Origin of the sequence: Roseovarius sp., from assembly GCF_030373445.1 — a bacterium.
Taxonomy (GTDB): domain Bacteria; phylum Pseudomonadota; class Alphaproteobacteria; order Rhodobacterales; family Rhodobacteraceae; genus Roseovarius.
This window is the reverse complement of record NZ_JAUCYU010000004.1, coordinates 352,132-371,476: the sequence shown is the minus strand read 5'-3', so window position 1 is coordinate 371,476 and position 19,345 is coordinate 352,132. Positions and strand designations below refer to the sequence as shown.

Annotated in this window: 20 protein-coding genes; 10 read left to right on the top strand and 10 right to left on the bottom strand. The window is 65.5% G+C overall.

Annotated elements, in window-relative coordinates; all coding sequences use genetic code 11:
- Positions 1-155: 155 nt before the first annotated feature.
- The gene (locus QUV18_RS10205; protein ID WP_300893789.1) at positions 156-806 is read right to left on the bottom strand and encodes a hypothetical protein; all 651 of its coding nucleotides are present in this window, start codon (positions 804-806) and stop codon (positions 156-158) included.
- 146 nt (positions 807-952) lie between these two features.
- Here QUV18_RS10205 and QUV18_RS10200 point away from each other — a divergent pair, with 146 nt between their 5' ends.
- Complete coding sequence (locus QUV18_RS10200; protein WP_300893788.1) at positions 953-2,356, top strand: cytochrome P450; 1,404 nt, start codon at positions 953-955, stop codon at positions 2,354-2,356.
- A 185-nt stretch (positions 2,357-2,541) separates the two neighbouring features.
- Here QUV18_RS10200 and QUV18_RS10195 read toward each other — a convergent pair whose 3' ends face one another.
- Positions 2,542-4,965, bottom strand: coding sequence for a DNA topoisomerase IV subunit A (locus QUV18_RS10195; protein WP_300893787.1), 2,424 nt, complete (start codon positions 4,963-4,965; stop codon positions 2,542-2,544).
- 136 nt (positions 4,966-5,101) lie between these two features.
- Between QUV18_RS10195 and QUV18_RS10190 the strand changes: the two genes are divergently transcribed.
- The 6 genes from QUV18_RS10190 (at position 5,102) to QUV18_RS10165 (ending at position 9,330) form a co-directional block, all read left to right on the top strand.
- Positions 5,102-5,716 carry an SH3 domain-containing protein gene (locus QUV18_RS10190; protein WP_300893786.1) on the top strand — a complete coding sequence of 205 codons (615 nt, stop codon included), beginning with the start codon at positions 5,102-5,104 and terminating at the stop codon, positions 5,714-5,716.
- Between the two features lie 19 nt (positions 5,717-5,735).
- On the top strand, positions 5,736-6,563 hold the full coding sequence (locus QUV18_RS10185; RefSeq protein ID WP_300893785.1) for an SDR family NAD(P)-dependent oxidoreductase: 828 nt from the start codon (positions 5,736-5,738) through the stop codon (positions 6,561-6,563).
- Positions 6,564-6,647: 84 nt separating this feature from the next.
- Positions 6,648-6,857, top strand: a complete 210-nt coding sequence (locus QUV18_RS10180) for a twin transmembrane helix small protein (protein ID WP_300893784.1) — start codon at positions 6,648-6,650, stop codon at positions 6,855-6,857.
- Between the two features lies 1 nt (position 6,858).
- Complete coding sequence (locus tag QUV18_RS10175; protein ID WP_300893783.1) at positions 6,859-7,431, top strand: cob(I)yrinic acid a,c-diamide adenosyltransferase; 573 nt, start codon at positions 6,859-6,861, stop codon at positions 7,429-7,431.
- 214 nt (positions 7,432-7,645) lie between these two features.
- The gene (locus QUV18_RS10170; protein WP_300893781.1) at positions 7,646-8,404 is read left to right on the top strand and encodes an electron transfer flavoprotein subunit beta/FixA family protein; all 759 of its coding nucleotides are present in this window, start codon (positions 7,646-7,648) and stop codon (positions 8,402-8,404) included.
- Positions 8,404-9,330 carry an FAD-binding protein gene (locus QUV18_RS10165; RefSeq protein WP_300893780.1) on the top strand — a complete coding sequence of 309 codons (927 nt, stop codon included), beginning with the start codon at positions 8,404-8,406 and terminating at the stop codon, positions 9,328-9,330. Before QUV18_RS10170 ends, QUV18_RS10165 begins: the two co-directional genes overlap by 1 nt.
- 73 nt (positions 9,331-9,403) lie before the next feature.
- Here QUV18_RS10165 and QUV18_RS10160 read toward each other — a convergent pair whose 3' ends face one another.
- Positions 9,404-10,231, bottom strand: a complete 828-nt coding sequence (locus QUV18_RS10160; RefSeq protein WP_300893779.1) for a DUF6473 family protein — start codon at positions 10,229-10,231, stop codon at positions 9,404-9,406.
- A gap of 184 nt (positions 10,232-10,415) precedes the next feature.
- Between QUV18_RS10160 and QUV18_RS10155 the strand changes: the two genes are divergently transcribed.
- Positions 10,416-11,291 carry a 3-hydroxybutyryl-CoA dehydrogenase gene (locus tag QUV18_RS10155; protein WP_300893777.1) on the top strand — a complete coding sequence of 292 codons (876 nt, stop codon included), beginning with the start codon at positions 10,416-10,418 and terminating at the stop codon, positions 11,289-11,291.
- Positions 11,292-11,346: 55 nt separating this feature from the next.
- On the opposite strand, the gene QUV18_RS10150 is transcribed toward QUV18_RS10155, so the two are convergent.
- From QUV18_RS10150 to QUV18_RS10120, 7 genes are read right to left on the bottom strand one after another with little or no spacing between them, the layout of a single operon-like run.
- On the bottom strand, positions 11,347-12,231 hold the full coding sequence (locus QUV18_RS10150; RefSeq protein WP_300893775.1) for a lysophospholipid acyltransferase family protein: 885 nt from the start codon (positions 12,229-12,231) through the stop codon (positions 11,347-11,349).
- A gap of 43 nt (positions 12,232-12,274) precedes the next feature.
- Positions 12,275-12,553, bottom strand: coding sequence for an HPr family phosphocarrier protein (locus tag QUV18_RS10145; protein WP_300893774.1), 279 nt, complete (start codon positions 12,551-12,553; stop codon positions 12,275-12,277).
- 28 nt (positions 12,554-12,581) lie between these two features.
- Positions 12,582-12,974: a PTS sugar transporter subunit IIA gene (locus tag QUV18_RS10140; RefSeq protein ID WP_300893773.1), complete on the bottom strand. Its 393-nt coding sequence runs from the start codon at positions 12,972-12,974 to the stop codon at positions 12,582-12,584.
- Complete coding sequence (gene rapZ, locus QUV18_RS10135; protein WP_300893771.1) at positions 12,971-13,906, bottom strand: RNase adapter RapZ; 936 nt, start codon at positions 13,904-13,906, stop codon at positions 12,971-12,973. The genes QUV18_RS10140 and rapZ overlap by 4 nt, the downstream gene beginning before the upstream one ends.
- A gap of 13 nt (positions 13,907-13,919) precedes the next feature.
- Entirely contained in the window at positions 13,920-14,381 is a 462-nt protein-coding gene (locus tag QUV18_RS10130) for an HPr kinase/phosphorylase (protein ID WP_300893770.1), read from the bottom strand.
- Between the two features lie 3 nt (positions 14,382-14,384).
- Entirely contained in the window at positions 14,385-16,100 is a 1,716-nt protein-coding gene (locus QUV18_RS10125; RefSeq protein WP_300893769.1) for a sensor histidine kinase, read from the bottom strand.
- The gene (locus QUV18_RS10120) at positions 16,100-16,801 is read right to left on the bottom strand and encodes a response regulator transcription factor (protein ID WP_300893768.1); all 702 of its coding nucleotides are present in this window, start codon (positions 16,799-16,801) and stop codon (positions 16,100-16,102) included. Before QUV18_RS10120 ends, QUV18_RS10125 begins: the two co-directional genes overlap by 1 nt.
- Before the next feature lie 372 nt (positions 16,802-17,173).
- On the opposite strand from QUV18_RS10120, the gene QUV18_RS10115 reads away from it, so the two are divergent.
- Complete coding sequence (locus QUV18_RS10115; RefSeq protein WP_300893767.1) at positions 17,174-18,778, top strand: phosphoenolpyruvate carboxykinase; 1,605 nt, start codon at positions 17,174-17,176, stop codon at positions 18,776-18,778.
- 60 nt (positions 18,779-18,838) lie between these two features.
- Complete coding sequence (locus tag QUV18_RS10110; protein WP_300893766.1) at positions 18,839-19,345, top strand: DUF3859 domain-containing protein; 507 nt, start codon at positions 18,839-18,841, stop codon at positions 19,343-19,345.

The window sequence follows — 19,345 nt, the reverse complement described above, 5'->3', positions numbered from 1 at the left end:
CAATCGTGCCGATGTTCACGTGCGGTTTCGAACGGTCAAACTTTTCCTTTGCCATATCTCGGGGCGCTCTCATGCTGTTGGGGGGCCAGACGGCCCGAATTGATACTCCGCGCGCATTTATTGGGTTGCGCGGGGGAAATCAAGCGCTTCCTGCGTCATTCCGCCGGGGTGCGGGCGGGCGCGGAAGATGCGGCGTCATCGACTTGCGCCGCCTCTTTGGCGGGGGCGGCGGCCGGTTCGGCAGCCGTCTCGGGCTTGCTGGCCGGCGCGGTTTCGAACCAGCCTTTCGCCCGCTTTTCCTTCCGCAGCCAGGTCTCGATCTGCTTGGCGGCGTTGCGGGCGAGGTTCTGCATCTGCTCTTCCCGGGTCAGGGTCAGGCCCGAGCCCACGACCGTGTCGGCGGAAAAGCTTTCCGCGACGGTGATGCGCTTGGGCGAGGCGGTCAGCTTCTTGCCGGCCGCGTCATCCCAGATGTTGACGTTGAGGATCAGGAGGGACTTGGGCGCCGCGACCACGGGAATGCCGGGCTGGGCCAGCACGTAGCCGTCGACGCTGATGCCGAGGTGGTAGAGGCGCGTGCCCTCGTAGCGGCCGAAGCGTTCGTCGATCGCGGTTCTCATCACCGCGATCCACTCCTCCTTGCTGGCCTCGCGCGAGAACGGGCCCTTGTAGAGCTTGGGCGCGACCACGACGTTGTGGCCAAGGTGGAAGTCGCCGAGATCCACGCGCGGGCCGTCCAGATCGCCGGCATCGGTGCAGGCGATGAGCGCCAGCGCGACAAGACAGAACACGATCAGACGCGGCATCCGCGGCCCTTTCCGGTAAAATGCGTCCTGACTGGATACCGCAGGCCCGTATTCATCGCAACGCTGACGGGCGGTGGCATTTGCCCCGAATTTGCCCCGCCCCTGCCCCGCGCCTATATCTGGAACAGCGGAAAGGAAGCCATGTCATGAGCCCCAAGGACCCCCGCCCCACCACGCCCGTGAAGGTGCCGCTGGTCACCCGGCCGCTGGGTATCCTCGGCAGCCTGAACGCGGCGCGCAGCAACATCCTGTCGATCATCCCCGAGATTGCCACGAAGCAGCCGATGGTGTCGGGGCGCACGGCCAAGCGATGGCACATGGTGATGGACCCGGATGCCATCAAGCGAATGCTGCTGGAGAACCTCGATACCTATCCGAAATCACTGGTGACGAAGAACTTGCTGAAGCCGGCGATCGGCGAGTCGCTGTTCATCGCGGAAGGGGCGCACTGGCGCTGGCAGCGGCGGACGGCGGCGCCGGTGTTTTCGCATCGCAACGTGATGAACCTCGCCCCGGTGATGAGCGCTGCGGCGGAGCGCAGCGCCGAGCGGATCGGCGCGGCCCATAACCGGGCGGTGGACGTGGCGCAGGACATGGTGCGCACCACCTTCGACGTGATCGCCGACGTGACCTTTTCCGGCGACGGAATGTTCGATGCCGAGGGCGTGCACCAGGGGATCGACGCCTATATCGCCGAAGCGGGGAAGATATCGCTGCTCGACGTGCTGGGGGCGCCGAACTGGGTGCCGCGGCCCGGGCGACTGATCTATTCGCGGGGGCCGGTACGGGACATGCACCGGATCGCCGACCAGGCAATCGAGGCGCGGCGCGAACGGGGCCCCGATGGCGTGCCGGACCTGCTGGACCTGCTGCTGGAGGGGGAGGACCCGAAGACCAAGCGGCAGATGAACACGGCCGAGCTGCGCGACAACCTGCTGACCTTCATCGTGGCGGGGCACGAGACGACGGCGCTGACACTGTCATGGGCGCTGTACCTCTGCGCCTTCGATCCGCGGGTGCAGGAGAAGGCGCGGGCGGAACTGGCCGAGGTGCTGGGCGAGCGGCAGACGGTGACGGGCGAGGACGTGGCCAACCTGCCCTATATCCGGATGATCGTGGACGAGGCGCTGCGCCTCTACCCGCCGGCGGGCATGGTGTCGCGCACCGCCGTGGCGAAGGATGAGCTGTGCGGGCGGGAGGTGCGGCCGGGGGACACGGTGATGATCCCGATCTACGCGCTGCACCGGCATCACATGCTGTGGGAGGAGCCGGACGCCTTCCGGCCCGAGCGGTTCAGCGACCGCAAGGCGGTGCCGCGCTATGGCTACCTGCCCTTCGGGGACGGGCCGCGCATCTGTATCGGGGCGTCCTTTGCCATACAGGAGGCGGTGATCATCCTTGGTACGCTGCTGTCGCGGTTCCGGTTCACGCCGGTGGCGGGGAAGGAACCGAAGCCGGTGATGATCCTGACGCTCAGGCCCGAGGGCGGGGTGTGGCTGGAGGCCGCGCCGCTGGCCGGGCCGGGCAGCCCGTCTCGCGAGGCGGCCTAGGGTTCGGGCGTTGCGCGGGTGGAGGGTGAGGGATTGAGGGGCCAGCCCCTCAAGCTCCCCGGGATATTTCCGGCCAGAAGAAACACCAAAAGAAGCAGAGACGCGCGCGGGGCTTCTTCTGGCGTCAAATATCCCCGCCGGAGGCATCTGTCGCGACACCGCCTGAGAAGGCGGGGGAGCTGGGCTCAGGTGAAGGTGTTGTCGCGGGGGAAGCCGCGGGGGGCCATGCGGCCGGCGCCGGCGCGTTTGCCGAGCCATTCGGCAAGCTCGGTCTCGGTGCGGGTGCGGCCAGCCGGATCGCGCCAACTGAGGCCTTCGGCGAGGTTGAAAGTCGTGGCGTCGGAGAGGCCGCCATCCTTGTAGCGTTGCAGGCGGACGCCCTTGCCGCGGCCCATTTCGGGCAGCTCGTCGGCCGGGAAGACCAGCACCTTGCGGTTCTCGCCGACACAGGCGACATGGTCGCCGGTGGCCGGCTTGCAGACATGCGCGCGGACATCGCCGCGCACGTTGAGCACCTGTTTGCCGCTGCGGGTCTGGGCCACGACATCGTCCTCGCCCACGAGGAAGCCGTCGCCCGCGGAGGACGCCACGAGCAGCTTGCCGCCGGGGCGGTGGATGAAGAGCGAGATGATCTCGGCCTCGTTGGGCAGGTCGACCATCAGGCGCAGCGGTTCGCCCATGCCGCGCCCGCCGGGCAGGTTGGCGGCGCTGAGCGTGTAGAAACGGCCGTTCGAGCCGAAGACGAGCAGGCGGTCGGTGGTTTCGGCGTGGAAAATGAAGCGGGGGCCGTCGCCATCCTTGAACTTGAGCTCGCGGGTGAGGTCGATATGGCCGGTCATGGCGCGGATCCAGCCCATCTTGGAGCAGACCACGGTGATCGGCTCGCGGTCGATCATGGCCTCGAGCGGCACCTCCTCGACCTCGCCGGCCTCCTCGATGCGGGTGCGGCGGGCGCCGCCCGCGTAGTCCTTGCCGAAGGTCTTCTTGACCTCTTTCAGCTGGCTGGCGATGGCGGTCCACTGCACGGTTTCGTCTTCAAGCAGGTCCTCGATCTGGAAGCGTTCGGCCATCAGGTCGTCGCGTTCCTTGACCAGCGCCTCTTCCTCGAGCCGGCGCAGGCTGCGGAGGCGCATGTTGAGGATTGCCTCGGCCTGGACGTCCGAGAGGCCGTTCTCGCGGCCCTCGTACATCTGCGGCATTTCGCGTTCGGGGGCGGTTTCGGCGAGGATTCCGGTGGCCGCCGCGTCGGCCTCGGAGATCAGGGTCAGCGACGCGATATCGACACCGGCGAGAGGCGAGCGGTACTGGGTTTCGTCCATCGCGCGCGTAAGCGAGGCCTGGTGCAGTTTGCTCCAGTCCTCGTACATGAGCGCCGCCTTGGGATCGTCGTCGTAGCGGATGATCTCGATCACCCGGTCGAGGTTCAGGAAGGCCGTGATCAGGCCCTGCAGCACTTCGAGCCGGTGGTCGATCTTTTGCAGGCGGTGCCGAGAGCGGCGGATCAGCACCTCGCGCCGGAAGTCGAGGAAGGCGCGCAGCACCTCCTTCATCGAGCAGACCTTGGGCGTGACCCCGTCGATCAGCACGTTCATGTTGAGCGAGAACCGCACCTCGAGGTCGGAGTTGCGGTAGAGCATGCCCATCAGCACGTCGGGCTCGACATTCTTCGAGCGGGGCTCGAGCACGATGCGCACGTCGTCGGCGCTTTCATCGCGCACGTCGGCGAGGATCGGAACCTTCTTGGTCTGGATCAGCTCGGCCAGCTTCTCGATCAGCTTGGATTTCTGAACCTGGTAGGGGATCTCGGTGACGACGATCTGCCATTGGCCGCGGCCGAGATCCTCGGTGTTCCACAGGCAGCGCAGGCGGAAGGCGCCGCGGCCGGTGCGATAGGCCAGCGCCATGTTCTCGTGCGGCTCGACGACGACGCCGCCGGTGGGGAAATCGGGGCCCTTGACGAAATTGAGGAGCGTGTCGTCGCGGCAGTCGGGCGTCGCGATGATGTGCAGGCAGGCATCGACCAGTTCGCCGATATTGTGCGGCGGGATGTTGGTGGCCATGCCGACCGCGATACCCGAGGAGCCGTTGGCCAGCAGGTTCGGGAAGGAGGCGGGCAGCACCACGGGCTCGCGCAGGGTGCCGTCGTAATTGTCGCGGAAGTCGACCGCGTTCTCGTTCAGCCCGTCGAGCATCGCCTCGGCGACGGCGGTCATCCGGGCCTCGGTGTAGCGGCTGGCGGCGGGGTTGTCGCCGTCGATATTGCCGAAGTTCCCCTGCCCGTCGACCAGCGGGTAGCGCACCGCGAAATCCTGTGCCAGCCGCGCCATGGCGTCGTAGATCGCGGCGTCGCCATGCGGGTGGTAGTTGCCCATCACGTCGCCCGAGATCTTGGCCGACTTGCGGAAGCCCCCGGTGGAGGAGAGCCGGAGCTCGCGCATGGCGAAGAGGATGCGGCGGTGCACCGGTTTCAGCCCGTCGCGCGCATCGGGCAGCGCGCGGTGCATGATCGTCGACAACGCATAGGTCAGGTAGCGCTCGCCGATGGCACGGCGTAGCGGTTCTGCCACAGCTTCGGGGTCTATATTGGGGTCGTCGAGCAAATCACTCATAGATGCTGTGATAGCTTCGGCGGGAACGGTCGTAAAGCGTCAAGCGGGCCCCTTGCGCGCCTTTTCCTGTGATGGATGCAACCGAATCATGTAGTTTGGCGTTCGTTGCCTGAACACTTGGGGAGAATCGTACGCCATGTGGCGTTTCGTGCTGGTATCATTCGTGGCCCTTGGCTGGTCGTTCTACGTGCTGAGCGGCGGGTCCGACTACGCGCCGGTCGAGAATTCCATCCAGGTGCAATCCAGGATCGAAAAGCCCGAGCCGGAGCCGGAAGAAGACACGCGGCAGGCTGAGCTGAACAGGCAGTTGCAGACGCTGGCGCAGGTCGAGGCGATGATGGACAGCATGGAAGAGACCGAGGCCGAGACCGAGGAACTTTCCGTCACGCTGGCCGCCACCCGCAGCGACGGGCTGGGCGTCATAGAGGCCGAGGCGAGCCGGCCGAAGGCGGAGCTTCTGCAGATGAACATCGACGACCGGAATTTCGAGACGCAGGAATCGATCGACGCCGCCGTGTCCGCCGCGCTGGGCGATCCGAGTGTCGACCCGTCGCAGCTGCGCTGGGTCAAGGAAGGCATGGTCGATTTGCGCTCGGGCCCCGGCCTGACCTTCGACCGGGTCGCCCAGGTGACCAAGGGCACCGAGGTCGCCGTGCTGGAAGACCCCGGCCATGGCTGGCTCAACGTGCGGATCGTGGACAGTTACGAGACCGGGTGGCTGGCCGAGTGGCTGGTGACCGAGCCGGAATGATTTGGGCCGCGCGGCGCTGATGTCCGACCGATCACTTCTCATCACCGGGTGTTCCTCGGGCATCGGGTGGGATGCGGCGCAAGGGATGCGCGCGCGGGGCTGGCGGGTCTTCGCCTCCTGCCGGAAAGAGGAAGATTGCGCCCGGATGCGCGAGGCGGGCTTCGAGAGCCCGCGGATCGACTACGAGGACGGGGCGACCATCACCGCCGGGCTGAAAGAGGTGCTCGACGCCACCGGCGGCACGCTCGACGCGGTGTTCAACAACGGCGCCTTCGCCTGCCCCGGCGCGGTGGAGGACTTGCCGACAGACGGGCTGCGGGAGGTGTTCGAGGCGAATTTCTTCGGTTGGCACGAGCTGACCCGGCAGGTGATCCCGGTGATGCGCCGGCAGGGGCACGGGCGGATCGTGCAGAACTCCTCGATCCTCGGCTTCGTCGTGGCGCAGTGGCGCGGGGCCTACGTGAGCTCGAAATGGGCGCTGGAAGGGTTGACCGACACGCTTCGGATCGAGATGCGGGGTACGGGCATTCACGTCATCCTGATCGAGCCGGGGCCGGTGACCTCGAAGATAAGGGTGAATTCCATCCCGCATTTCGAGCGCTGGATCGACTGGAAGGGTTCGGCCCGGCGGGAGCAGTACGAGGGGCTTCTGCACCGGCTTTACGAGGACCGGGGGCGCGATACGTTCGAGCTGCCGGCCTCGGCGGTGACCAAGAAATTGGTACGTGCGCTGGAATCGCCCCGGCCAAGGCCGCGCTATTACGTGACCACGCCCACCTACCTGATGGGGGCGCTGAAGCGGGTGCTGCCGACGCGGGCGCTGGATTGGCTGATCTCGAAGGGGTGAGGCCCCCCGCGACGGTTTTTCCCTTTCGCCTGACGGCGCATCCGCTCTACATGGGCGGGCAGGACCGCAACGGAGGCCGACCCCATGCTCGACGACCCGCTTTTCATACTGGTGGCGCTGGCCTGTGGCGTCGTCGCCGCCATCCTTCTTTTCGGGATCAGCACGTTCGGAAAGGAGGGGCTCGAGAACTCCAAGCGGGCGAACAAGCTTATGCGCTGGCGGATCATCGCCCAGGCGGTGGCAGTGGTTCTGATCCTGCTTTTCGTCTTTATCCGACGCCAAGGAGGGCAGTGACATGGTCGTTCTGAACAAGATCTACACGAGGACCGGCGATGCCGGGGATACCGCGCTGGGCAACGGCGTGCGGGTGGCCAAGCACTCGATGCGGGTGATGGCCTACGGCACGGTGGACGAGGTGAACGCCACGGTGGGGCTGGCGCGGATGAAGGCCAGCGGCGAAAGCGACGAGGCGCTGGCGCGGATCCAGAACGACCTGTTCGACCTTGGCGCCGACCTGTGCCGCCCGGACATGGAGAAGGACAAGGAGGCGGAATACACGCCTTTGCGCGTGTCCGACACCCAAGTGGCGCGGCTGGAGACCGAGATCGACGCCATGAATGGCGAGCTGGAACCGCTGCGCAGTTTCATCCTGCCCGGCGGGTCTGAGCTGGCGGCGTATCTGCACCTGTGCCGGACCGTGTCGCGCCGGGCCGAGCGGCATGCGACCGAGCTGGCGGTGGAGGAAGAGGTGAACCCGGCGGCGGTAAAGTATCTCAACCGGCTGAGCGACTGGTTCTTCGTGGCGGCGCGAATCGCCAATGACGGGGGCAAGGCCGACATCCTGTGGGTGCCGGGCAAGAACCGCTAGGCAAAGAGCAAGAATCTTTCGTGTGCCCTCTCGCCGAGTTTCAAATGCGTCCTGCCCGATTTCAGCGGGAAACTGCGAAAACGCGACGTCTGTGGCCGCAAACGTGACGATTTTCCCCTGTTTCCCGCCATCACAAACCTATATCAACGCGCGGGAGACCGATTGATGAGGGGCCGCTTTGCGGCTCTTCAACCACTTTAAGGAGAAGAACGCGATGAAGGTGCTGGTACCTGTCAAGCGCGTGATCGACTACAACGTGAAGGTCCGCGTGAAAGCGGACGGATCGGGTGTCGATCTCGCCAACGTCAAGATGTCGATGAACCCGTTCGACGAGATTGCGGTGGAAGAGGCGATCCGTCTGAAGGAAGCGGGCAAGGCCGAAGAGGTCGTGGCCGTTTCGATCGGCGTGAAGCAGGCGCAGGAGACGCTGCGTACGGCGCTGGCGATGGGCGCGGACCGGGCGATTCTCGTGGTGGCCGCGGATGACGTGCACACCGATATCGAGCCGCTGGCAGTGGCCAAGATCCTTGCGAAAGTGGTCGAGGAAGAGCAGCCGGGCCTGGTGATCGCCGGGAAACAGGCGATCGACAACGACATGAACGCCACGGGCCAAATGCTGTCGGCGCTGCTGGGCTGGAGCCAGGGCACCTTTGCCTCGGAGCTCGACATCGAGGGCGACCATGCCAAGATCACCCGCGAGGTGGACGGCGGCCTGCAGACCATCAAGGTGAAGATGCCGACCATCGTGACGGTCGACCTGCGCCTCAACGAGCCGCGCTATGCGTCGCTGCCGAACATCATGAAGGCGAAGAAGAAACCGCTCGACGAGAAGACCGCCGAGGATTACGGCGTCGACGTCTCCCCGCGCCTCGAGGTCGTCAAGACCGACGAGCCGGAAGCGCGCCAGGCCGGTGAGATCGTGCCGGACGTGGATACGCTGGTGGCCAAACTCAAAGAAAAGGGGGTCGTGTGATGGCTGTTCTTCTTCTTGCCGAAGTCAATGACGGTGAACTGGCGCTGGACGCCACGGCGAAAGCCGTGGCCGCCTGTGCCAACCTGGGCGACGTGACCGCGCTGTGTGCCGGGGGCTCTGCCGCCGCCGCGGGCGAGGCGGCCGCCAAGATCGATGGCGTTTCCAAGGTTCTGGTGGCCGAGGATGCCTCGCTGGGGCACCGGCTGGCGGAATCGACCGCCGCTCTGATCGTGTCGCTGGCAGGTGATTACGACCACATCGTGGCCCCTGCCACCACCGACGCCAAGAACGTGCTGCCCCGCGTGGCCGCACTGCTGGACGTGATGGTGATCTCGGACGTGGCGGGCGTTGTCGATGCCGACACGTTCGAACGGCCGATCTACGCGGGCAACGCGATCCAGACGGTGAAATCGAAAGACGCCAAGAAGGTCGTCTCGATCCGGACCGCGAATTTCGACGCGGCGGGCGAGCAGGCGGCGGCACCGGTCGAGACCACTTCGGCGGCCGAGAACCCCGGGCTTTCCGAGTGGGTCGAGGACAAGGTGGCCGAGAGCGACCGTCCGGAGCTGACCAGCGCGGGCATCGTCGTCTCGGGCGGCCGCGGCGTGGGCTCGAAGGAAGACTTCGCGATCATCGAGAAGCTGGCCGACAAGCTGGGCGCCGCCGTTGGCGCGTCGCGCGCCGCTGTCGACTCGGGGTTTGCACCCAACGACTGGCAGGTCGGTCAGACCGGCAAGGTCGTGGCGCCGGACCTCTACGTCGCAGTCGGCATCTCGGGAGCCATTCAGCACCTCGCGGGCATGAAGGACTCCAAGATCATTGTGGCGATCAACAAGGACGAGGAGGCGCCGATCTTCCAGGTGGCCGATTACGGCCTCGTGGGCGACCTGTTCACCGTCGTGCCGGAGCTGACCGAGAAGCTGTAATGCCGGTCGGCGCGCCGAAAGCGCACCCCTTGGAAATCGAAAGGGCCCGCCAGCTTGGCGGGCCTTTTTGCGTTCAATTCTCGAGAATGCCGGCAAGCACCGGGCGCAGCGCCTCGGCGGCGCGTTCGTGGGCGCGGGAGCTCAGCATTTCCTGGGCGACGCGGCGGACCTGCGGCGATTGCCGTGGCGCCGGGTCGATCCCCCTGTCGGCGGCGCTCAGGCCCGGCTCGATGATGGCATGGGCGTGCTCGCGCAGCGCCTCGAGCATGTCGCGGGTGACGAGCGCCGGGTCGTCCCAGAGCCCCGCCCCTGCGGCGGATTCGGGGGCGCGTGCCGAGAGCCAGAGCAGCGCGACGGGAGCCTCGATGCGCTGGAGGATGTCCTTCATCCCCATCACCCAAAGGGTTTCCAGCTCGCGCCGGACATAGCCGAACCGCTGGCCGGAAAGCGCGTGCAGGCGGCGCATCATGTGCCGGGTGAAGCTGAACTCGGTAAAGTCGACCTCGGGGAACAACTCTCTCATCGCGTCGGTGGCCTGAAGGAAGCGGTCGTTCCGCCTAGGATGCACGCGGTAGTACATGTTCGACATGTTGATCGCGCCGGGCACCTGCAGCACGCAGAGCCGCGCCCGCCCCGCACAATCGAGCAGCGCGCCATCCTTGGCGAAGACGTCGACCCCGGCATTGGGCCAGCCGAAATTCACGCAAGCCGTTCCCGTTATCCCCTCCAGGAGGTCGGGATAGGGTTGTGAAATGAACTTGCCGAAGGTTTCCGTGCCGCCGAGACAGGCGACGAAATCGCCCTCGAGCGTGCGGCGCGGCCCGCGAAAGAGCAGCCGCGACCCGTCATACCGGCATTGATCGACACCCGAGGGCAAGCGCCCTGCATTTTCCTGGTACATGTTTCCCACCACGTTTTCGTTTTCCCGAGGACAGGATTCGCCGATGGGCGTTGAGAAACCGCTAAAGGGTGAAATCGTTGTGAGTTTTACGGGATTGGGCGCCGCCCGCGGGGCGCGCGGCCCCTTGCGGCCCGGCCTCCGGGGGGCCTATGGTGACGCCAAAGCGAAAGACAGAGGCGAGCCGATGGATATCCGGAAAGTAGGCGTGGTGGGCGCAGGTCAGATGGGCAACGGCATTGCGCATGTGCTGGCGCATTCGGGGTACGACGTGCTGCTGACCGACATCACGCAGGAGGCGCTGGACAAGGGTGTCGGCAACATCCGCAAGAACATGGAGCGGCAGGTGGGCCGCGGCAAGATGGAAGAGGCCGTGATGGAGGCCGCGCTTGGCCGGATCACCACGACGCTGGCGCTGAAGGACCTTGGCCAGACCGACCTGGTGATCGAATCCGCCACCGAGCGGGAGACGGTGAAGCAGGCGATCTTCGAGGATCTCGTGCCGCATTTGCAGCCGCACACGATCCTGACCTCGAACACCTCGTCGATCTCGATCACCCGGCTGGCCAGCCGCACCGACCGGCCGGAGAAGTTCATGGGCTTCCACTTCATGAATCCGGTGCCGGTGATGCAGCTGGTCGAGCTGATCCGCGGCATCGCCACCGACAAGGAGACCTACGAGGCCTGTCACGCCGTGGTGGAGAAGCTGGGCAAGACAGCGGCCAGCGCCGAGGATTTTCCGGCCTTCATCGTCAACCGCATCCTCATGCCGATGATCAACGAGGCGGTCTATACGCTTTACGAGGGGGTGGGGAACGTCACCTCGATCGACACCTCGATGAAGCTTGGGACCAATCACCCGATGGGGCCGCTGGAACTTGCGGATTTCATCGGGCTGGATACGTGCCTTGCGATCATGAACGTGCTGCATGACGGGCTGGCCGATACCAAGTACCGGCCCTGCCCGCTTCTGACCAAGTATGTCGAGGCCGGCTGGCTTGGCCGGAAGACGGGCCGCGGCTTCTACGATTACCGGGGCGAGACGCCGGTGCCGACGCGCTGAGCGGCGCGGCCGGGATTATTGAGTATTTTCGGAAAGATGAAAGTTGGGGCTGGGCCTATTTCTGGCCTTCGCCCAGCTTCAGCGTGTGTTCACGCAGCCATGCCATGAAGCCGCGCGGGTCGGAATGAAGCATTTCCATGTGCTCGGCGTCGATGGGTTTGCCGACCACGGGGCGCTGGGGATGGTTGCAGCTTTTGACCACCTCGTGCAGCAGGAAGCTTTGCCGCAGGGTGGCGGAGATGCGGTTGGCGGCTTGGTAGACGCGGGAGTTGGAGCCGGGGAAGAAGATCGGGACCACGGTCGCGCCCGAGCGGCGGATCATCTGGGCGGTGAAGACGTTCCATTCCCGCTCGATCACCGGGCCGAACATGGTGTCGGAGGAGGCGACGACGCCCGAGGGGAAGACCGAGATCAGCCCGCCTTCCTTGAGATGCGCCATGGCGTTGGCGCGCATCTCGACCGATTTGCGCTGGGCGTCGGGTTCGTGCGGGAAGGGCACCGGGATCATGTAGGAGGCCGCGACCTCGTCGATACCGGTCAGCAGGGCGCGGGTGAGGATCTTGTAATCGGTGCGGCGACGGCCGATCAGGTCGGCGAGGATCATACCATCGACCAGACCGTGCGGGTGGTTGGCCACCACGACAACCGGGCCGTCGGGCGGGATGTTGTCGATCTCTTCCTGCGGGGTTTCGAGGGGGATGCCCATCGTGTCGAGCGCCGCGCGCCAGAACGGCTGGCCGGTGGGGGCACCGCGCTTTTCGAACTCGCGGATCATCTTGATGATGGTCAGCTTGCCGGTGAACCACTCGATCGCGCGGATGGTGAAGGCGGTGCCGGGCGAATCGAAGGAATTGGCATAGGTCAGGCTGCGCCGGTCGTACTTGGTGAAATTCACCGTTTCGCCGGGCTGCTGCTGGGCCTGATCCTTTGCGTCCGCCACGTGGTTCAATCCCGTCCCAAGCCGCTGTTGTGCGGGGCGCGCGTCACATCGCCTCGCCGAAGCGGTCGGCGACAAGTGCCTCGACCGCGTCAGCGAGGGCTTCCGCGTCCGGGCCCCACGCGCGCACGTCAATAGTCTTTCCTTTCGACGCTGCCAACATCAAAAGCCCCATGATGCTGTCGGCGCCGCTCGACTGGCCGTCGAGGCTGACCTCGGCCGAGGCGTCGAACCCTTCGGCGACCTCGACGAGCTTGGCCGCGGCACGGGCGTGCAGGCCTTTCTCGTTCACAATCTTCAGATGCCGTGAAATCGCTTCGCTCATCGGGTCTTCGTCTTTTCTGGCTTCCAGCTCACTCGGGGGTCACGTTGTGGCTGTCTATGTATTTGCGCCCGGCATCCATAGCGGCCCGGGCGGCCTCTGCAACATCGAGGTGGCGGCTTTTGGCCAGTTTGATCAGCATCGGCAGGTTGGCGCCATAGAGAATGCGGCGGTCGTCCGGCTGGCAGGCCTTGAGCGAAAGGTTGGAGGGCGAGCCGCCGAACATGTCGGTGACGATGACCACCCCGCCGCCGGTATCGACCTCATCGGCCGCGGCGCAGATCTCGGCCTGCTTGCCGGCGCGGTCGCAATCGTTCTCGATGGTGATGCCGCGCAGGCCCGGCTGGGCGCCGACGACATGCTCGATCGCCTTCACGTATTCATGGGCCAAACCGCCATGTGCGACGATCACGATCCCGATCAAAGCTTGTCGCCTCCCTTCATTGCGACGGTCTCCGGCACGGGCCGGGGCGGCGGGCTTGCGGGCGCGTGCCGCTCAAGCTCGCGGTGCCTTATAGACACCTGCCAGCCGCCATCTGCAAGGGCCTTGGCAAGGGTTTCGGCCATGGCGACGCTGCGATGCTGGCCGCCGGTGCAGCCGAAGCCGATGGAGAGATAGGCCTTACCCTCGGCCTCGTAGGCGGGAAGCAGGAGCTGCGCGAGGTCGGCTACCTTTTCGCTGAAGGCCGCGAAACGCGGATCGGCGGCGACATAGGCCGCGACATCGCCGTCGCGTCCGTCGCGCCCGCGCAGGGATGGCTCCCAGTAGGGGTTCCGCAGGAAGCGGCAGTCGAGCACCATGTCGAGCCCGCGCGGCAGGCCGCGCTTGTAGGAAAAGGACTGGACGGTCACGGCCAGCCGCGTCTTGCCCTCGGGCGCGAACCAGCGGGCCAGCTCGGCGCGCAGGTCGTGCGGGGTCATCTCGGAGGTGTCGATCAGCATGTCGGCGCGCGCCTTGATCGGCCCGAGCAGGTCGGCTTCGCGCTGGATGCCCTCTTCGGGGCTTTCGGCGGGGGCCAGCGGGTGGCGGCGGCGGGTTTCGGAGAAGCGCCGCAGGAGCACGTCGGTGCTGCAGTCGAGATAGAGCACCTGGATGCCGACGGGATTGTCGCCGCCTTCGCGGTCGATGGCCTCGATCAGGCCGAAGGCCGAGAAATCGCGGTTGCGCACGTCGATGCCCAGCGCCAGCGGCTTGTCGGGTGCGGGCCCGTCGAGCAGGCGCGGCAGGAAGGAGAGCGGGAGGTTGTCGATCGCCTCGTAGCCGAGGTCTTCCAGGGCACGGATCGCGGTCGTGCGGCCCGCGCCCGAAGGGCCGGTGACCAGAATGACCCGATTTGTCACGGCATCCTGTGCCATGCGCGCCTTTCCTTTATGCGTCCCGTGTCCCGCATAGATATGTCAGGATCGCCGCCGGAAAATGCGTCAGTTCGGATTTTCTGGCAAGCGGTATGTCTGCTCCCAACAATGTGACCGTGCGGTGTTCCGGCAAGCGGTCGGTTTCGGTCTCGTCCATGTCGATGACCAGCGCCACCGGGGCGGGCCCGGCGGGCGGGGCCGTCAGGATGCCGACTTCGCGTGCCTCGATCCAGCCGCGGATCGCCGGCGGGGCATCGGCCATCAGCGTGTCGCCCTCGCGCCAGAGGCGGGTGCGGTCATCGGCAACCAGCCCGGCACCCAGTGCCATCAGTTGCAGCGCCAGCCCGGACTTGCCGCTGCCCGAGGCGCCGCGGATCAGCACCGCGCGCCCGTCGCGCGCAACGCAGGAGGCGTGGACGATCGTTTCGCCGTGGGAGGGGACCGTCTCGGAAAACTCGCTTTCGCCGCGCGGCATCGATCAGACCGGCAGGCCGACGACGAAGCGGGCGCCCAGCGGGTCGGAGGTGAGGTCGGCATCGGTGGGGCGAATGTTCTCGGCCCAGATGACGCCGTCATGCGCCTCGACGATCTGCTTGGAGATCGACAGACCGAGACCGGAATTGTTGCCGAAATCCTTCTCGGAGCGCTGAGAATAGAAGCGCTGGAAGATCTTGGTGAGCGCCTGGTCGGGGATGCCGGGGCCGGTATCCTCGACCACGACGACGACGCGGTTCTCGCGCTTGCGGGCCCAGAGGCGGATGGCGTCGCCATCCTCGCAGAAACTGATGGCGTTGGTGATGAGGTTGACGAAGACCTGTGCCAGCCGCCCTTCGAGACCGGTGATGATGATCGGCTCTTTCGGGAAGTCGGTGATGAACTCGACGCCCTTCTTCTCGGCCTCCTCGCCGAGGTACTGAGACAGGTTGGTCAGCATGCCGATCAGGTCGAAGGCTTCCTGTTCCTCTTTCACCAGCTCGCTGTCGAGGCGGGAGGCGTTGGAGATGTCGCTGACCAGCCGGTCGAGGCGGCGCACGTCATGTTCGATCACGTCGAGCAGTTTCGAGCGCTGATCCTCGCGCTTGGCCAGCCGCATGGTGCCCACGGCGGATCGGAGGGAGGCGAGCGGGTTCTTGATCTCGTGCGCCACGTCGGCGGCGAACTGTTCGTTGCCGTCGATCCGGTGGTAGAGCGCCGCGACCATGCCGCGCAGCGCGCCGGAGAGGCGGCCGATCTCGTCGGGGCGTGCCGTCAGGTCGGGGATGCGGATGCGTCCGCCCTGCCCGCCCTTGGCGCGGTTGCGGGCGCCGCCCACTTCGGCGGCGGCGGCCAGTTCGGCCAGCGGGTTGGCAATGGTCGAGGCGAGGATCAGGCTGAGCCCCACGGACACCAGCGTCGCGACCAGGAACATCTGCAGCACGCGCTCGCGCTCGACCCGGACAAGCTGGTCGATTTCGCCGGTGGTGTTGGCGACGGCGACCACGCCCACGGGCGTGTCGCCCTGGATGATCGGCGAGGCGACGGAGAAGACCGAGCTGTGCACGTTCTGGCCCCGGCCGACACTGGTGCCGTTTTCCAGCGTGGGGGCGACAAGGGCGCGCACCTGCTCCTCGACACTGGGGGGCGGGCGGCGTTCCGACTCGGGCGAGAACGGGGCCGAGACCCTGTCCCACACCCAGGAAATCGCGTCGGTGATATAGGTCGGGTGGCGGGCCGAGGGCATCTCGTAACCCTCGGTGCTGCTTTCGACATGGCCGGCCAGGCGGCCGTCGGGATCGAAGACATAGACCTCGATCCCCGGGCGCAGGTCGATCCCTTCGAGCGTGGCGTCGACATCGATGCCGTCGCCGGTGGCAAGGCTGACCGGTGCGGCCGATGGCAGCTGGGCCTCGAACACGTCGGCGATCAATTCGGTCTCGCTGGCGAGGCTGTCGGCGCGCTGTTGCGCGAGCCCGTCGCGGGACGAGTTGAGGTAGAGGATGCCGGCAACGAGGACGTTGAGGGCGATCAGGTTGAAGGTGATGATCTTGCGGGTCAGCGACGCCCCGCCACGCGAAAAATAGCCCCGCTTCTCGCGGCGAATACGAACCTCGTCTTCGACCACGTTCTCCGGGGCTACGAAATCATCTCCGAGGACGACGCCATCGTCGTCAGAGAGCGACTGATCGCGCACGTTTATCCCCTCGGCCAGCGCCATTATTCTTCGTTGTAACGGTACCCGATCCCGTAAAGCGTCTCAATGGCCGAAAACTCCGGATCGACCATCCGCATCTTCTTGCGGAGGCGCTTGATATGGCTGTCGATTGTGCGGTCGTCGACATAGACCTGATCGTCATAGGCTACGTCCATCAGCTGGTCGCGGCTTTTGACGAAGCCGGGGCGCTGTGCCAGGGCCTGGAGCAGGAGGAACTCGGTCACGGTGAGCGACACGTCCTGCCCCTTCCAGGCGACGGCGTGGCGCAGAGGGTCCATCCGCAACTCGCCGCGTTCGATCACCTTGGTATCCTCGGTGTCGGCGACGATCTCGCCGGCGTTCGCCTCCTGCCGGCGCAGCAGGGCGCGGATGCGTTCGACCAGCAGCCGTTGCGAGAACGGTTTCTTGACGTAATCGTCGGCGCCCATGCGCAGGCCCAGCACCTCGTCGATCTCGTCATCCTTGGAGGTCAGGAAAATCACCGGCATCGAGGTTTTCTGGCGCAGGCGCTGCAGCAGGTCCATCCCGTCCATACGCGGCATCTTGACGTCGAGAACGGCCATGTCGGGCAGCTTCTTGCTGAAGGCGTCGAACGCCTGTTGACCGTCGTTATACGTATCAACCTCGAAACCTTCGGCCTCGAGTGTCATGGAAACGGACGTTAGAATATTTCTGTCATCGTCCACCAGGGCGATTCTTGACATGATGTGATCCCTTTAGCTGCCCAAATTGCCTGCTTTTTTCGGCATTATGCGCCTTTTCGCCGTTTTTAATCAATCCCAAAGTGCGAATCGGCCGCCGGGACGCCTGCATTTGAGACCGAAAATGCTTAGGAATGGCTAAATTGACTCACTCGCGCCGCATTCGATCCGACCGATTTGGCGGTCTGCCGCTGTGGTTGCGCTAACTTGGGCTTGGTTGCGCTAACTGTGTTAAAGCGTCCTGTTCAATCAAGAAACCGTCATGTTAAGAGCCAAATCGCGAGGCGACGCGCATCGCCACACCGGGCGTGACCGGTGGCGAGTTTTTCTGGGCCGGCCTCGGCACGGCCACCGCGACCAAGGAGTTTGCAGAACATGGCATTCGGACGGGTAAACCCGCAATTCCGGCTGGAGGATCAAGGCATCACGGGGCTGGACAATGTCCATTACAATCTCATCGAGCCGGCCCTGATCGAAGCGGCGCTGCGCAACGGCGAGGGGCGGCTGGGCCGCGGCGGCACGTTCCTGGTGTCGACCGGCAAGTTCACCGGCCGTTCGCCCAAGGACAAGCACGTCGTCAAGACCGACAGTGTCGCCGACAGCATCTGGTGGGAAAACAACGCCGCGATGAGCCCCGAGGGGTTCGACAGGCTGTATGACGACATGCTTGCCCACATGACCCAGAGCGGCGGCACCTACTACGTGCAGGACCTTGTCGGCGGTGCCGACCCGGCGCATTCGATCAACGTGCGGATGATCACCGAGCTGGCCTGGCACGGGCTGTTCATCCGCCACATGCTGCGCCGCCCCGAGCGCGAGGCGCTCGACCGGTTCGTCGCCGATTTCACCGTCATCAACTGCCCCAGCTTCAAGGCCGACCCGAAGAAGCACGATTGCCAGTCGGACACGGTGATCGCGCTGAACTTCGACCGCAAGATCATCCTGATCGGCGGCACGGAATACGCGGGCGAGAACAAGAAATCGGTCTTCAGCCTGCTCAACTACATCCTGCCGGAAAAAGGCATCATGCCGATGCACTGTTCGGCCAACCACGCTCGCGGCAACCCGGTCGACACCGCCATCTTCTTCGGCCTGTCGGGCACCGGCAAGACCACCCTGTCGGCCGACCCCGAGCGGATCCTGATTGGCGATGACGAGCATGGCTGGTCGGATCGCGGCACCTTCAACTTCGAGGGCGGCTGCTATGCCAAGACCATCAACCTCGACCCCGAGGCCGAGCCGGAGATCTACGCCACCACGGCCAAGTTCGGCACCGTGATCGAGAACATGGTCTATGACGAGGACACGCTGGAGCTGGATTTCGCCGACGATTCGCTGACCGCGAACATGCGCTGCGCCTATCCGCTGGAGTATATCTCGAACGCCTCGTCCAACGCGCTTGGCGGGCATCCAAAGAACATCATCATGCTGACCTGCGACGCCTTCGGCGTGCTGCCGCCGATCGCGCGGCTGACGCCGGCGCAGGCGATGTATCACTTCCTGTCGGGCTTCACCGCCAAGGTGGCCGGAACCGAGCGCGGCGTGACCGAGCCCCAGCCGACCTTCTCGACCTGCTTCGGCGCGCCCTTCATGCCGCGCCGGCCGGAGGCCTATGGCAACCTGCTGCGCGAGAAGATCGCCAAGCACGGCGCGACCTGCTGGCTGGTCAACACCGGCTGGACGGGCGGCGCCTATGGCACCGGCTCGCGGATGCCGATCAAGGCCACGCGCGCCCTGCTGACGGCCGCGCTGGACGGGTCGCTGTCGAAGGTCGATTTCCGCAAGGATCCGAATTTCGGCTTCGAGGTTCCGATCAAGGTTCCGGGCGTGCCGGAGGTTCTGCTCGACCCGCGCCGGACCTGGGGCAACCCGGAAGGCTACGACGCGCAGGCCGCCAAGCTGGTGAAGATGTTCGCGGACAATTTCGAACAGTACCAGCCCTATATCGACGACGACGTAAAAGCGGCGGCGATCGGGTAGGGGCGGCGATCTCCGATGTTTCGGGCCACGCATACCGGTTTCGCGAAAGCGGCCCTGTGCGTGGCCCTTTTCGTTTGCGGCACTCCGCTGGCGGCCAACCCGGTCACCAACGGCGTGGCGCAGCTTGAATACGGCTACATGTGCAAGGTCGCGACGGAAGAGGAGATGGTGGCCGAGGATACCATCTCGGGCACCGTCTCGCTTGTCACCGACCCGCCGCCCTTCACCTATCGCGGCACAACCGTGCCGGCAGAGATCGGCGTGGAGTTCGGCGTGCGGGTGATGGTTCTGCCGCAATTCGAAGGGCCTGCCACGGTGCACGTGGAGCATCCGCCGCACGGCGCGGCGGGGATCACCCATGAAAGCTGGCAGACCTACCTGTCAGCCGATGACATGGGCTATGCAAGCTTTTCGTTCGAGGCCGATTACGAGGTCACGCCGGGCACCTGGACCATGTCGGCCAGCTCGAACGGCCGGATCGTGTATTCGGTGACCTTCGACGTGATCGCGCCGATGGGCTCTGCAACCGACGCGATGGGCTGCAACGAACCGGACTTCGTGTCCTGA

Bases quoted from the DNA above. Each gene is read 5' to 3' on its own strand.
- QUV18_RS10165 (WP_300893780.1), top strand. From the start codon at position 8,404: ATGGCTGTTCTTCTTCTTGCCGAAGTCAATGACGGTGAACTGGCGCTG.
- QUV18_RS10125 (WP_300893769.1), bottom strand. From the start codon at position 16,100: ATGGCGCTGGCCGAGGGGATAAACGTGCGCGATCAGTCGCTCTCTGAC.
- QUV18_RS10155 (WP_300893777.1), top strand. From the start codon at position 10,416: ATGGATATCCGGAAAGTAGGCGTGGTGGGCGCAGGTCAGATGGGCAAC.
- QUV18_RS10115 (WP_300893767.1), top strand. From the start codon at position 17,174: ATGGCATTCGGACGGGTAAACCCGCAATTCCGGCTGGAGGATCAAGGC.
- QUV18_RS10205 (WP_300893789.1), bottom strand. From the start codon at position 806: ATGCCGCGTCTGATCGTGTTCTGTCTTGTCGCGCTGGCGCTCATCGCC.
- QUV18_RS10200 (WP_300893788.1), top strand. From the start codon at position 953: ATGAGCCCCAAGGACCCCCGCCCCACCACGCCCGTGAAGGTGCCGCTG.
- QUV18_RS10190 (WP_300893786.1), top strand. From the start codon at position 5,102: ATGTGGCGTTTCGTGCTGGTATCATTCGTGGCCCTTGGCTGGTCGTTC.
- QUV18_RS10175 (WP_300893783.1), top strand. From the start codon at position 6,859: ATGGTCGTTCTGAACAAGATCTACACGAGGACCGGCGATGCCGGGGAT.
- rapZ (WP_300893771.1), bottom strand. From the start codon at position 13,906: ATGGCACAGGATGCCGTGACAAATCGGGTCATTCTGGTCACCGGCCCT.
- QUV18_RS10120 (WP_300893768.1), bottom strand. From the start codon at position 16,801: ATGTCAAGAATCGCCCTGGTGGACGATGACAGAAATATTCTAACGTCC.
- QUV18_RS10170 (WP_300893781.1), top strand. From the start codon at position 7,646: ATGAAGGTGCTGGTACCTGTCAAGCGCGTGATCGACTACAACGTGAAG.
- QUV18_RS10130 (WP_300893770.1), bottom strand. From the start codon at position 14,381: ATGCCGCGCGGCGAAAGCGAGTTTTCCGAGACGGTCCCCTCCCACGGC.
- QUV18_RS10180 (WP_300893784.1), top strand. From the start codon at position 6,648: ATGCTCGACGACCCGCTTTTCATACTGGTGGCGCTGGCCTGTGGCGTC.
- QUV18_RS10160 (WP_300893779.1), bottom strand. From the start codon at position 10,231: ATGTACCAGGAAAATGCAGGGCGCTTGCCCTCGGGTGTCGATCAATGC.
- QUV18_RS10145 (WP_300893774.1), bottom strand. From the start codon at position 12,553: ATGAGCGAAGCGATTTCACGGCATCTGAAGATTGTGAACGAGAAAGGC.
- QUV18_RS10185 (WP_300893785.1), top strand. From the start codon at position 5,736: ATGTCCGACCGATCACTTCTCATCACCGGGTGTTCCTCGGGCATCGGG.
- QUV18_RS10195 (WP_300893787.1), bottom strand. From the start codon at position 4,965: ATGAGTGATTTGCTCGACGACCCCAATATAGACCCCGAAGCTGTGGCA.